The 13697-nt window shown below is 65.9% G+C and carries 6 protein-coding genes and 1 pseudogene; 3 read left to right on the top strand and 4 right to left on the bottom strand.

Features of this window, described 5'->3' with window-relative positions:
* The first annotated feature begins 1 nt into the window (after window position 1).
* Together MC381_RS00285 and MC381_RS00280 are read left to right on the top strand one after the other, a co-directional pair.
* The gene (locus MC381_RS00285; RefSeq protein WP_251975719.1) at window positions 2–814 is read left to right on the top strand and encodes an SIR2 family protein; all 813 of its coding nucleotides are present in this window, start codon (window positions 2–4) and stop codon (window positions 812–814) included.
* Between the two features lie 283 nt (window positions 815–1097).
* A pseudogene (locus MC381_RS00280) lies at window positions 1098–2035 on the top strand (5'-nucleotidase).
* A 130-nt stretch (window positions 2036–2165) separates the two neighbouring features.
* Here MC381_RS00280 and recD read toward each other — a convergent pair.
* From recD to recC, 3 genes are read right to left on the bottom strand one after another with little or no spacing between them, the layout of a single operon-like run.
* Window positions 2166–4436, bottom strand: coding sequence for an exodeoxyribonuclease V subunit alpha (gene recD / locus MC381_RS00270; RefSeq protein WP_374708151.1), 2271 nt, complete (start codon window positions 4434–4436; stop codon window positions 2166–2168).
* Window positions 4433–8305, bottom strand: a complete 3873-nt coding sequence (recB, locus tag MC381_RS00265; RefSeq protein WP_251975716.1) for an exodeoxyribonuclease V subunit beta — start codon at window positions 8303–8305, stop codon at window positions 4433–4435. Before recB ends, recD begins: the two co-directional genes overlap by 4 nt.
* On the bottom strand, window positions 8302–12069 hold the full coding sequence (recC, locus tag MC381_RS00260; RefSeq protein WP_251975715.1) for an exodeoxyribonuclease V subunit gamma: 3768 nt from the start codon (window positions 12067–12069) through the stop codon (window positions 8302–8304). The genes recB and recC overlap by 4 nt, the downstream gene beginning before the upstream one ends.
* A gap of 245 nt (window positions 12070–12314) precedes the next feature.
* Here recC and MC381_RS00255 point away from each other — a divergent pair, with 245 nt between their 5' ends.
* Window positions 12315–12635 carry a hypothetical protein gene (locus tag MC381_RS00255; RefSeq protein ID WP_251975714.1) on the top strand — a complete coding sequence of 107 codons (321 nt, stop codon included), beginning with the start codon at window positions 12315–12317 and terminating at the stop codon, window positions 12633–12635.
* An 89-nt stretch (window positions 12636–12724) separates the two neighbouring features.
* On the opposite strand, the gene MC381_RS00250 is transcribed toward MC381_RS00255, so the two are convergent.
* Window positions 12725–13687: a LysR substrate-binding domain-containing protein gene (locus tag MC381_RS00250; protein ID WP_251975713.1), complete on the bottom strand. Its 963-nt coding sequence runs from the start codon at window positions 13685–13687 to the stop codon at window positions 12725–12727.
* Between the last annotated feature and the right edge of the window lie 10 nt (window positions 13688–13697).

Raw genomic sequence — 13697 nt, 5'->3', positions numbered from 1 at the left:
GATGAACGACGAGTTGCTGCGTTCACATCGTGCCGGCAAGCTGATGCTATTTGTAGGAGCAGGCGTGTCTGCCAACCTTGGTTTACCCACTTGGAGCGAGCTAATCGAACGCATTGCTCAAGACCTGGGTTATGACCCAAAGATCTTCTCCACTTATGGAACTCCGCTTGCGCTTGCGGAGTACTATAAGAGAAAGAAAGGAACTCTGGGCCCGCTTCGAAGCTGGATGGATCGCGAATGGGACAAGCCCAGTACAGATATCTCAAAGTCCGAGATTCATCGACTGATTGCGCTTGGAAGATTCTCACGGATCTACACTACTAATTATGATAGATGGCTTGAAATGGCCCATGACAAGTTCGATGTGCCGTACGACAAGATCGCAAAAGTAGCTGACCTCGTATCCGCCACTGAAGGCCGGCGTCAGATCGTGAAATTCCACGGGGACTTCGATGATGAGACTTCAATCGTACTCGATGAAACCAGCTACTTTCAGCGGCTGAATTATGACTCTCCGCTGGACATCAAGCTCAGCAACGATGTCCTAGGGAATTCTGTTCTTTTCATTGGTTACAGTATCTCGGATATCAACATTCGACTTTTGTTTTATCGTTTGACAGAAATGTGGGGACGATCTGTCTTGTCATCTGCAAGGCCAAAGTCTTACGTTTTTACGAATAAACCTAACCCTGTGGCACAGGAAGTATTAGGGCAGTGGGGTATCGAGATGATTGTCTCGGAAGAGGATGATCCCAAGAAAGCGCTCACGGATTTTCTTCAAGAATTGGTGACCAGTCGCGATCTAAACGGTTAATGCCCATACGATATGGCGATGCTGAACTCACGAACGGTAGCTGCGGGTCGAAATGGCCGGTTGCCGACCTAAAGCGGCCGGTCCTGCAAAGCCAGTCACCCCGTTATTTGATGTTATATAACCATAACCATGCTCGACTTTTTGCTGTTATGCGTGCTTGATATGCTTTTAATTTAAATATATTTTGAGCATATATGCTATATAAAGTTAAGAGAGGAATCGGTATTCCAATCTAATCAAGGTGGTAGCCGTTTAATGCCTGTCAGCGATCAAGGGGGGATCTATGCCTTACGAATTAAAAGATCGGCTTGTTGTAGGAGTAGCATCAAGCGCCATGTTTGACTTGTCTGAATCAGACAACGTCTTTCGCACTCAAGGTGAGGAAAAATACCGAGAATACCAAGAAGCCCACAAGAACGAACCTCTCGGCGAAGGACTTTCTTTCTCTTTTATCAAGCGGCTTCTTTCCTTGAATGACCTAAGCCCATTTGATGCTGGGCCACTAATTGAGGTGGTTTTGCTGTCACGTAATGACCCAGACACAGGGCTTAGAGTAATGAAATCCATAGAGCATCATGGACTTTCTATTTCGCGTGCCATATTTCAGCAGGGTCTGTCGCCCTACGATTACATCCCGGCTCTAAATATATCGCTATTTCTCTCGGCAAATAAAATTGATGTTCTTGAGGCAATTGCCAAGGGCTTTCCAGCTGGCTACGTAATGGAGTCCAAGAAGATTAATGACCCGGAAGATACTACCCTTCGAATCGCTTTCGACTTTGATGGTGTGATTGCTGACGACGCATCAGAAACAGTAATGCAGCAACGAAATCTAACTGAGTTTCATGACCATGAAACTGCTAACGTCATGGAGCCACATGGTGGAGGCCCGCTCAAAGAGTTCTTGCTTCGGATATCAAAGATCCAATGGCCGAAGAGGAAAAAAGAAAAATCGACCCTGCTTACAAAAATTGTTTGCGGGTTTCTATTGTCACAGCTAGAAATGCTCCATCGCACGAACGCGCTATTAATACTCTCAAGAGCTGGGGCGTGATGGCGAATGATGCATTCTTTTTGGGCGGCGTTGAGAAAAAACTAGTTCTAGACGTCCTCCAGCCTCACATCTTCTTTGACGATCAATCTGGTCATCTGGCTACCGCAAGTGAAGTTGCACCTTCAGTACACATACCGTTTGGAATTACAAATAAGTCTAAAGAGTAATCGCTGAAAATTGATTTAAGTCGACGCTGCTTCACTGTGTGGCTTAATTAAAACGCTATATCACTATCGTCTGATGTCCGCTTTTGGCCGAAAGCGGACATTCATGTCACCCCGAATCAGGTTCAACCCCTCATCCCCCCAACCCACTGACCCGCATCACCCTTCGCTGCGCCGCATCCATCAACTGACCCCGGCCGGTTTCGACCAGCGTGAGCCAGTGGCGGGCGCGGGTGATGCCGGTGTAGACCAGCTCGCGGGTGAGAATGGGGTTGGGGGCGTCGGGCAGCACCAGGGCGGCGTGGGTGAATTCGGAGCCTTGGGATTTGTGCACCGTCATCGCGAATACGGTTTCCACCGACTGCAGGCGCGAGGGCAGCACCCATTTGATGCGGTCGGTGCCGTCGCCGGCGGGGAAGGCGACGCGCAACAGTCGCGAGTATTCGCTTCCCAACGCGCCATCTGGGCGCGGCCAGTCCAGCGTGATGCCGATATCGCCGTTCATCAGCCCCAGGCCGTAGTCGTTCTTGGTTACCAGTACCGGGCGGCCGGGGTACCAGCGTTGGCGGCCCTGCTGGCTGTCGATCAGTCGTTCCCGTTCCAGCGCGTCGCGCACGCGTTCGTTCAATCCTTCCACGCCCCAGGGGCCGCGCCGCAGCGCGCAGAGCAGCTGGAAGTCGCCGTGGGCGGTGAGCACTTGTCTTGCCCAATCATCGAACGCCTCCTGCGGGGCGTCATCCGCCGGGCGTCGTTCGGCCATCACCGAGAGGAAATGCCGGTAGCCCACGGGCGGGGCATTGGCGGCCTCGGCGCCGGGGAAGCGCTCGGGGCAGCCGGTGACGGCGAGCCGGGCCAGGCCGCGCTCGTCGTCGCTGGCGAGCTTGAGGTGCGAGAGATCCGCGAAGCCGTGGCGGAGTACGGTGCCAATGGCCTGGCGCTTGGCGGCGGGTTCGGCGTTGGCGTTGATCGCGCTCGCGAGCTGGCCGATGCCGCTTTCCGCCGTGAAGCGGTGGCTGACCCGCAGCATGGCGATGGCCTGATCGAGCGGCTGGCCCTTCGGGTCGAGCGTCGTCTCGGGCAGCGGCTGGCCGGTGGCCTCCGCCAGCCAGGCGGCGGTGGCTGGCGTGTAGTGGCCGCCGTCGGCGCGGGTGCACAGGTCGCCGAGCACGGAGCCGGCCTCCACCGAGGCGAGCTGGTCCTTGTCGCCCAGCAGCACCAGCCGGGCGCGGGGCGGCAGCGCCTCGAGCAGCGCCGCCATCATGCCCACGTCGACCATCGAGGCTTCGTCCACTACCAGTACATCCAGCGGCAGCGGGTTGTGGCGGTCGTGGCGAAAGCGGCGGGTGTCGGGTCGTGAACCTAACAATCGGTGGAGCGTCGAGACGTCCTTCGGAATGACGTCGCGCAGCCGCTCGGGGTCGTCGGCGAGGCCGGCGAGATCGAGACTCGCGACCTGCCCGGCGATGGATTCATTCAGCCGGGCGGCGGCCTTGCCGGTGGGCGCAGCGAGGTGGATGCGCAGGGCGCCATGATTGGCCGTGCCTTCCACTCGGTCGCTTTCGGCGAGCGCCAGTGCCTGCAGCAGGGCGAGTAGCCTTACCACCGTGGTGGTCTTGCCGGTGCCGGGGCCGCCGGTGATGACGGCAAAGCGCGAACGCACGGCGAGCGCGCAGGCGGTCTTCTGCCAGTCGATAGGAGCATTCGCGCCGTCTCGTCCGGGAAACAGCGCGTCGAGAATCGGGCGCAGGCGGGCCGCGTCCGGCGCTTGGCGCTCGGTTTGGTCTCCCGCCTTCTCATCCGCTTCGCCGGCCAGTCGAGCGCCAATCCGGGTGTGAATATCTTGCTCGTGCTGCCAGTAGCGGCGTAGATAGAGACGCGGACGCTCGGTGCTGCCGGCGAGCACCAGCGGCGTATTGCCTGAACCGTTACCGAGAAGCCCGTTGGCAATCAGCGCCGGTTGATCCAGCGCGGCGCGCCAGGCGTCGAGCGTCAGCGATTCCATCACCCGGCTCGGCAGCGGCGGCGGGTCTTCCAGGCTGTCGCCCTCTGGCGGCAGCGAGAGCGCGAGATCCGGCGTGGTCAGCGTCTGGTGCAGGTCCAGGCAGACATGCCCGCGCCCGAGCTGATGGCTCGCCAGCGCCGCCGCGAGCAGCAGCAGGGGCGGGGCCTCTGGCACTTCGCGGCGCAGAAAGGCGGCGAAAGCGCGGTCGAGCGAGCGCAGCCAGCCGCGATCCACCCAGCGGTCGAGCAGGGCGAACAGCATCGCCGTCTCGTTCAGCACGCGCTCCGGCGCCTGCGCCAGTGCGACCGGGTCGAACGGCGCGGATTCGGGCCGCTGTGAAATGCTGGCGGCGGTTTCGGGCCGCTGTGAAAGGGGCCGCTGATGGAAATCGTTCGTCGTCATGCGGCGGCCTCCTCGGCGTCTCGGAACAGGGCGTCGAGTGCGAGAATCAGCGCGCTCGGCGGGCGTTCGACGTGCACGCCGCGAGAGGGCGCCTGGGTTCCGCGCAGGAAGACGTAGAGCGCGCCGCCCAGATGGCGCTCGATCTCGTAGTCCGGCAGGCGGGATTCGAGCAGCCGGTGCAGCGCCAGCAGGTAGAGACAGTACTGCACGTCATACCGCTTCTCGAGCACGGCATCCCGCATGGCGGCCTCGGTATAGGCGGCGTCGTCCGCGCCCAGGTGGTTGGATTTCCAGTCGAGCACGTGAAAGCGTCCGTCGTGTTCGGCGACCAGGTCGATAAAGCCCTTGAGCATGCCGTTCAGCGTATCGGGTTCCAGCGCCGGGCGGGGCCGGCCTTCCAGCGTGTGCTGGCGGATCAGCGCGTCGAGCTGGCGGGTATTCACGCGGTGGGCGGCAAACCAGAACTCCAGCTCGATGCGATAGCCGTCGAGCGCATCCAGGCGCAGAGGCGTGCTAGCCTCGGGCACCGGCAGCGGCGTGGTCAGCAGCGCCGGCAGCCAGGCGGCCAGCGCGGGAATCTGCCCCTCCCAGCCGCGCCGGTTGGCACGGCGGGCGAGCGTATCCTCGCGCAGCGCGGCGTCCTCGGCGACGCGGGCGAAGCCCTCTCCACCGGCCCATTCGAGCAGGCCGTGGAGGAAAGTCCCGGCAGAAGGGCCGCGCGGAAAGCGGTGCAGTGAGCCCTCGCTCACCGTGGCGGCACTGGCATCGAAGGGCTCGTCGATCACCTCCATCGCCGTGGCCTCGTCGGCGGTGGTGGGTTCGGGGGTGGGCGCGGCCTCCTCGCTCGGCTCGAAGCCCTCGGGCGTGGCGCCGGTCCGCAGTGCCGAGTAACTGGCGATCCACCAGTGCTCGCGAATCGCCCGCGTCGGCGCGCGGGCTGCCGCCAGCGGGGTCTCGTCGGCCTCGATCCGCAGCGGTGTCGGGTCGGGCTCGGGGGCGTCGTGGATCGCGATGGGGCTCGAACCGCCGCCGGCCAGCGCTTCCAGCGCGGCGCGCAGGTTATCCGGCGTCAGCGGCTCGCTACCGTGGAGCAGATAACCGATGGCGCTGCGCTCCATCGATTCCAGCGGCGCGAGGCCGAGCCAGGTGGCGTGGCGGGCGCGGGTCAGCGCGACGTAGAGCTTGCGCAGGTCCTCGCCCAGGCGTTCGCGGTCGGCACGCGCCAGCGTCACGTCGTCTGACTCCAGCGTGAGATGCAGCCGGCCGTCGTCATCGTGCCAGCGCAGTGGCAGATCGCCGGCTTTCACCGCGCGGAAGGCGGCGATAAAGGGCAGGAACACCAGCGGATACTCTAGCCCCTTGGACTTGTGGATCGTTACCACCTGGACCAGATCGGCGTCGCTCTCCAGCCGCAGCCGGTGGGCGTCGGACTGCGCCTGCGGCCGCGCGCGGGATTCGCTCAGAAAGCGCAGCAGGGCGTGTTCGCCGTCGATCTCGGCGCTGGCTTCCTGCAACAGTTCGCCGAGGTGGAGCAGGTCGGTGAGTCTTCGCTCACCCTCCGGCACCGCGAGAAGGCGGCTGGGCACGCCGAAATCGGCCAGCAGCCGGTGCAGCATCGGCAGCACACCGCGCCGCTGCCACTGGCGGTGGTAGTCGCGGAACTGCATCACCCGCGCCTCCCACGCCAGCTCGTCCTGCTGCGGGCCGCCGTTCAGCGCATCCAGCTCGGCGAGCCCGAGACCCAGGCTGGGCGTGGCCAGCGCGCCGCGCAGGGCGCGCTCGTCGTCCGGCGCGGCGCAGGCGGCCAGCCATACCTCCAACTCCAGGGCGGCCTCGGTCTCGAACACGCCCTCCTTGTCGGAGAGATAGACGCTGCGAATGCCACGGGCGAGCAGCGCGCCGCGGATGGCGCGGGCCTCGTTGGCGTTGTTGACCAGCACGGCGAGATCCGACGGCGCCAGCGGGCGCAGGGCGTCCTCCTCGCCGGCCACGAAGCCGGTCTGCCCCGCCTGGCCCTCGCGCAGGAGACGCGCCATCTCGCTGGCGCAGCGCCCGGCCAGCTCATGGAGATAGGCGGATTTCGAGAGCGGCTTGTCGCTCGGCAGGTGCCAGAGCGTTAACGCCGCCTGCGTGGCGCCGTGGCGGGTGAGCGAGTCCTTGCTGCCGTTGGCGTCTACGGGGCTGAAGGGGACCGGGTTGTCGTGACCCTGCTGGAACAAGAAGGCGCCGGCGTCGCGTTCGCTCTCGGCATAGCCGAAGACGCGATTGACCGCCGCGACCATCGCCTCGGCGGAACGGAAGTTGGTGCCGAGCGTGACGTGGCGGCCGGCGGTGTCGCGGCGGGCCTGCAGGTAGGTGTGAATATCCGCGCCGCGAAAGGCGTAGATCGCCTGCTTGGGGTCGCCGATCAGCAGTAGGGCACTGGCCTCTGCCCTGTTTTCATGCTGGTCGACGTCATCGCCTCCACCCCGATTTTCGGCCAGCCGATAGACGCGGTCGAAGAGCCGATACTGCACCGGGTCGGTGTCCTGGAATTCGTCGACCAGCGCGACCGGGAACTGCTCGCGAATGCGCGCGGCGAGCGTCTCGCCCGCTTCGCCCTCGAACGCCGCGTCCAGACGGTGGAGCAGGTCGTCGGGGCCCAGTTCGGCGCGGCGGCGTTGCACGCTCTCGCGGCGCGCGGCCATCCAGTGCACGGCGTGGGCGAGCAGGTCGGCGAACGGGTCAGGCAGCGCGGCCAGTCGTTCGGGTAGTTCGGCCAGTGCAGCGAGGGCCGGCAGGTTGGGCGGTGCGCCATCCTTCCAGATTTCCGCCAGCCCTTCCGGCGTCAGGCGTTTCCAGGCCGCCTCGGTCAGTGCCGGGGTCGCAAGTTCGGGATCAACGGCCCACTCGCGCAGCGCGGCGAGCCAGTTGGCACGGCTTCTGGCGTTGAGTTTCTGGCCGTTGAACGCCTTGCGCTTGGCGCCGTCCTCGAGCACGGCTTCCAGCTCGTCGAGCCAGGTCGGCCACGGCGCCTTGAGCTCGGCCAGGGCGGCGGCGCGCTGTTCTCGGTAATGGGCCAGCGCCTCGCCCGGTGGCGGGGCGACGGGCAGGGCGGCGGCATGATTGCGCAGCCGGCCGGCGGTGTCGTTAAGCGCATCCGGCGTGGTCCAGTAGCGGGCGATGACGGCCAGCGCGTCCGGATCGAGGTCGTAATAGAAGGTGCGCCAGTAGTCCCGGGCGATCTCCCGATTCATCTCCGACTGATCCAGCGCCATCTCCAGCGCGAACAGGCTGCCGCTGTCGAAGGCGTGCTCGCGCAGCATGCGATGGCACCAGGCGTGGATGGTGGAGACGGCCGCTTCGTCCATCCACTCGGCGGCCAACCGCAGGCGGCGGGCGCACGCTGGCCAGCTCTCGCGCGGGTAGCTGTCGCGCAGCGCAATCAACGGATCGTCGCTGGGCGGGGCAGCCGCTTCGACACTTGCGTTATCCACAGCCGGTTCGGCGAACAGATCGCCGATCACAGGGGCCGCGTTGTCCACACCCGGTTCATTGTCGGGCTCTAGTGAAGACGATGGCGCGGCTTCGGGCGCCTGTGAAAAGGCCGTGGCCGCATCGACCAGCCGGGCGCGAATACGGTCGCGCAGCTCCTGGGTGGCCGCATTGGTGAAGGTCACCACCAGAATCTCCGGCGGCGTCAGCGGCCGGGGGAAGCTGGCGCGATCGTCGGTATCGCGCGGGCCGAGCACCAGCCGCACGTAGAGCAGGGCGATGGTGAAGGTCTTGCCGGTGCCGGCGCTGGCCTCGATCAGGCGGCTACCGAGGAGCGGCAGGGCCACCGGGTCGAGTCGCGGTGTGGCCGGTGACTGTGCTTCGTTGGCCGTCATGCCGATGCTCCCTCTCCCGTTGGCTTGCCGGCTGGCTGTTTGCCGCCTTTGTCTCCGCTCCCGCCCTTACGTTTCTCACCCCGCGTCTTCACCCGGTCATGCAGCGGGGCGTAGAGCGTATTCGTCAGCTCGGTAAAGTGGCGGCCGGCGACGCGATGGCGGGCCAGGCTCTCGAGATCGCGCCACTGGCGGGCGAGGTACGGATCGCGGTCACGCTCGCCCGCGTTGTAGTCGTCACCCTCGAAGGCTCTCTGCGCGGCTTTCCACGCCTTGAAGTCGGTCTCCTCCGCCGTGTCTTCATCGGCGAACAGACGCACCAGTGCGCGCTCGTCGCCGCCTTTCTCGTGCCAGATGAAGGCGGTATCTCGGGCCAGCGGCAGCGGCGCAGTCATGCCGCTGCGCCAGGCACTGGCGATGGCTTCCAGGTGCGTGCGGGCGGTCTCGGCGGGCAGCGGCTCCAGCGTGCCGCCGCCGGCGCGGGAGAGCAGCACCGTGGTCATCGGGCCGAGCGCGATCTGGCCGGCGAGGTGCGCGACCCAGGGGGCGATCCAGTGCTTCCAGTTGTACTTGCCCTGGCTGACCAGGCTGCTGGTCATCAGCACCAGGCGGCAGCGCTCGCCGCCGTCGTTCTCGCGCAGGCCGTCGAGCCATTCTTCCACCGCCAGTGGCCCTTCGGGCGTCGCCAGCGTTAGCGAGACGGCGGCCGAGGTCTCCCAGGCATGAGGCCAGGCCGCGAGTTTGTCGGCGTACTCCTCGAACAGCTTGTCCAGCGGTTCGACCAGGCTTTCGCGCATGCGCTCGGCGAAGCCACCCATGGCTAGCCGGCCCTCGCGCTCGAGCCGGGCAAGCGTGGCGTGCACGGCGGGCGTGGGCGAGCGGCCGTCATCCACCGCGCGGCGCCCGGATTCGACCAGCGCCTGCTGCAGCTGCCAGGTGTCGAGGCCGTCGAGCGCGAACGGCTCGTGGTCGGGGCTCTCCTGGGCGTCGCGCTCGAGAAAGACGCCGAGCCGGGTGGTGAAGAACGCCTTGACCGGATCGCGCAGGAAGGCGGCGAGGCGTCCGAGCGTCAGCGGCGCCTCGAGCGCGAGCGGTGGCAGTTCGGCGTCGGCGGTGACCGGCGAGGGCTGGGTCGCATGCACCGCGCGCCACTCGTGGGCGTAGGTGAAAAGCTCGCTTTTGACCGCGCCCGCTGTTATCGCACCCGGATCTGCGCGGGCTGTTATCGCACCCGAATCCGTGCGGGCATCCGCCGTAAAGTAGCGTTTGCTGAAGGGCTGCAGCGGGTGTTCGGTGGTGAGCGCTTCGAGCAGGGCCTGGCCGGCGTCCTCCTCGGGCTCATGACCGGCCAGTTGCCAGCCGTCGGCGAGATGATCGCGCAACTGGCCGAGCAGCACAGAGGGCGGGCAGGGGGCGTTGTCGTGAATGCTGCGCCCGATCCAGCTGATGGTCAGGCTGTCGCGCGCCGAGAGCAGGGCCTCGAGAAACAGGTAGCGGTCGTCCTCGCGGCGCGAGCGGTCGCCGGGGCGGTAGTCGCGCCCCATCAGGTCGATATCCAGCGGGCGCTGGGTGCGCGGGTATTCACCGTCGTTCATGCCCAGCAGGCAGACATGGCGAAACGGAATCGCGCGCATCGGCATCAGCGTGGCGATATTGACCGCGCCAGCCAGAAACCGCTGGGAGAGGTTGTTGTCGTCGAGCTCGCCGAGCCAGTGTTCGCGCACCACGGAGAGCGGCAGGGCCTCTCGCAGGCCGGCGTCTTCGGTGGTCTCCTGCCAGCTTTCCAGCAGGGTCTCGAGCTGACTCAGCGTCGCCAGGTCCGTTTCGTCCTCGGCGGCGAAGCAGCCGCTCAGCAGATCGCGCAGGCGGCGGCACCAGGTGGGCACATCGGCGGGCTCGGATAGCGCGCGCCACTGCACTTCCAGCACGTCGAGCAGATCCACCAGCGGGCCGGCCAGCGCGGCTTCCAGCCCGCCGATGTCGTCGAACGGCTCGATATCGTGCCAGGGCTCGTCGGCAGCGTCGCTTCGCGTATCGGGCCCAACGGCGTAGCCCAGCAGCAGCCGACGCAGGCCGAAGGCCCAGGTGTTGGCGGTCAGCCCGCCCGGCAGATCGAGCCGGGCGCGCTGCTCGGCGTCCAGCCCCCAGCGGATGCCGGCGCCCTCGATCCAGCGACGCAACACCGGCAGGGCATCCGCCTCCAGCCCGAAGCGGGCCCGCAGCGCGGGGACTTCGAGCAGGTCGAGCAGATCGCTGACGGTCAGGCGGGACTCCGGCAGATGCAGCAGCGACTCCAGCGCCACCAGCAAGGGCTGCCGATGGCGGCGGGTCTGGTCGGAGAGCGTGAACGGGATATGACGCGGGTCATCCGGCGGCAGGCGGCCGAAGACGGCCTGCACGGCGGCGGCGTAGGTGTCGATATCCGGCACCATCACCAGCACGTCGCGCGGGCGCAGCGTGGGGTCGGCATCGAAGGCGGCGAGCAGCTGATCGTGCAGGATCTCCACTTCGCGCAGGGCACTGTGGGCGACATGGAAACGCAGGCTACGGTCGTGCGTCGGGTCGACGGCGGGCCAGCGCTCGCGAGTCTCCTGCGGCGGGCGCAGCTCGAGGATGTCGTCCTGTAGCTGTTGCAGCAAGCCGGGCGAGGTGTCGGGGTCTTCGGTAGGCGCGTCGACGGGCGAGTCGAACAGGTCGATGCGCAGCGACTGGGCGTCGAACAGCGCACGGTAGTCGCCGTGGTCGTCGAACTCGTCGAGCAGGCGCAGATAGTCGCGCCCTTGCTTGCCCCACGCCGCCAGCAGCGGCTGGGCGTGCAGATGCAGCTGGGTGTCGTCGAGCTCCAGCGGCATGCCGGGGCGATGGCGCTGCCGCCGTCGCGCCGCGCGCAGCAGATCCTTGTGTTCGATGATGTCCGCCCAGTAGTGGCGGCAGGGGTTGTGCACGCAGAGCAGCACCTGAGTCACCGTGGAGACGGCCGCCAGTGCCTCCAGCGTCTGGCGCGGCAGCGAGGAGATGCCGAATACCACCACGCGGCGCGGCAGATCGCGTGGTCGCGTTTCGGGGGTGAGTTCGCGGCATGCCTCGAGGAAGCGGTTGTGCACCCAGGCGCGGCTTGAGGCCAGGCCGGCGGCGCCGTGGCCTTGCGAGATATCGTCGCGCAGCCGCCGCCACAGCGCGGGTTGCCAGCGCTGCTCCTCGGCCAGTGGCCGCGCCTGACCGCGAGCGTCGATCAGCGTGTCGTGGCCTTCGGCCCACGCCGCCAGCCAGTCGGCGCGATAGACCTGATACTGGTCGAACAGATCGGCCAGGCGTTCGGCGAGCTGGTGGCGCTTGCGCAGGTCATCGTCGTCGGCCAGGAAGCGTGCCAGCGGGGCGAAGGTCGCCTCTTCCAGCAGCTCGGGCAGCAGGCGCATCAGCCGCCAGACGAGGCGCGGCTTGTCCAGCGGCGAGACCTCGGGCACCGCATCCGGGCCGTCGCGCTGGGTCAGCACTGCGCGGTAGGCCTGCCACAGGAAGCGCGCCGGCAGGGTGACATCCATTGCCGCGGCGATGCCGGCACCCGCGGGCGGGTCGGCGGCCAGCGCCAGCTTCAGCCATTGGCTGATGCCGTTGCTCTGCACCAGGATCACCTCGTCCTCCAGCGGCCCCAGCGGATGGGTCCGCAGCCACTCCACCGCCAGATCGCGCAGCGCTTCGAGACGATTGCCGTGGATCACCATGAAGCCGGGGCTGAACTCGGCTCCCTGAGAAAGGCTGAGAGGCATGGACGGTCCTTGGCGACGCGAAACGGGTCTTCATGGTGCCGCAAATCGATGGGGGCATGAAGCCGATTCGCGGCTGGCCGATCGTTCTCTGGCAGACGCTGGAGGCCGAGACCTACTGATGCCGGCGATCGGGCGAAGCCGGGAGCGTAAGGAAAAGACGACTATGCTGCTGTCGACGTGACCTGGCCGTGCGAGTGCACCAATACGCACGGGAGGCTTTCCTATCGAATCGGGAGTGGATATCCATGAGTTCATCTTCGCCACTGACCACGCCGGACGGCCGCTATATCGTGGTGCGCGGCCGCTTGTGGCGGTGCTCGAACCCCGATCTTGCCGAGGCGGAGCGCGAGCAGTGGGTACAGCGACTGATGCGAGCGCGCCGGGCGGTGGGCCAGGCGAAGCGAGCGCAAGATTCGCAGGCGGAGCGAGACGCTCGACATGACGTCGACGAGGCCAAGCGGGCGCTGGGCGAGCGCGGTCCGGTGTGGTGGCAGGACGGCGCGCCGGATTACACCCAGTACAAGGTCGAGAACACGCCTTATGCGGACTGGTACGCGTCGCGGTAAACGACGTACCCCGGGCCCCGAGCAGAGGCCCGATGATAACGGGCAAGGAGGCGTGAGCGAGCCTGACTACCGAGGCCGGTGACTGGCGCTTAGTGGGGGTTGCCGGTCGTGGCCGCGTCGAAGAGGGCGGCTTCATTCAGCAGCCAGTCGATAAAGCGTGCGACCGCGGGCGGTACTTCGCCGCTTTTTGGCGTCAGCAGGTCATAGGTCAAGGGGGAGGCCAGCACGAAGCGCTCACCGAAGGGGCGAACCAGCACCCCGCTTTCCAGCCGGTCCATGACGATGGGATGGTTGGCCAGCATGATCCCGCGGCCGGCGATGGCCTGGTCCAGGGCCAGGCCGGAGAGGGAGTAGTGGCGCTGTGGCGGCGGGACTCGGTCGGCAATGCCGGCGGCAGCGAGCCACTCTCGCCAGCCGGGAAAGGCCACACCTTGGGGGGAGTCCCAGCGCACTTCCAGTAGCGTGTGGTGTGCCAGGTCGTCAGGCGTCATGGGGCGAGCGTCGGGCGGCCACAGCGCGGGGGCGCAGACCGGGAACAGCTCGTCACCGAACAGGCGCTGGCTGTTGAACGCCGGCCAGGGGCCGCGACCGTAGCGAATCGCGAGGCGTGCGCCATCGGCCTGCCAGGCCGGCAAGCTGAGCGATTGACTGGCGTCCAGTGAGATCTCGACACCGCCGACACGGCTCTCGAATTCGGACAGCCGGGGTAGCAGCCACAGCTGCGCGAAGGTCGGCGGGGCGCTGATCGTCAACCTCGGCACCTGCTGATATCGCGCGCTGGCGCGCTCCTGAGCGGTCCGAACCCCCGCGGCGATACGCTCGAGCCCGCCGTCGATATCTCGCGCCAGCTGCCGCCCGATCTCGTTCAACTGGACGCCGCTGGCGTGACGAGCGAATAGCGGCACGCCGAGACGATCTTCGAGCTGCTTGACCTGACGGCTGACCGCGCCGGGTGTGACGCCCAAATGCGCGGCGGCTTGTTTGAAGCTCTCTGCACGGGCGGCTTCGGCGAAAGCTCTCAGCGCATTCAGGGGAAGGCGTTCGATCTTCATGGGGTGACTT

The organism is Salinicola avicenniae (genome assembly GCF_023736115.1).
GTDB classification, from domain to species: Bacteria; Pseudomonadota; Gammaproteobacteria; order Pseudomonadales; family Halomonadaceae; genus Salinicola; species Salinicola avicenniae.
This window is presented reverse-complemented; position numbering and strand designations above follow the sequence as displayed.

Coding starts and splice junctions, on each gene's coding strand:
- MC381_RS00285 (WP_251975719.1), top strand. CDS start 2: ATGAACGACGAGTTGCTGCGTTCACATCGTGCCGGCAAGCTGATGCTA.
- recD (WP_374708151.1), bottom strand. CDS start 4,436: ATGACGACGAACGATTTCCATCAGCGGCCCCTTTCACAGCGGCCCGAA.
- recB (WP_251975716.1), bottom strand. CDS start 8,305: ATGACGGCCAACGAAGCACAGTCACCGGCCACACCGCGACTCGACCCG.
- recC (WP_251975715.1), bottom strand. CDS start 12,069: ATGCCTCTCAGCCTTTCTCAGGGAGCCGAGTTCAGCCCCGGCTTCATG.
- MC381_RS00255 (WP_251975714.1), top strand. CDS start 12,315: ATGAGTTCATCTTCGCCACTGACCACGCCGGACGGCCGCTATATCGTG.
- MC381_RS00250 (WP_251975713.1), bottom strand. CDS start 13,687: ATGAAGATCGAACGCCTTCCCCTGAATGCGCTGAGAGCTTTCGCCGAA.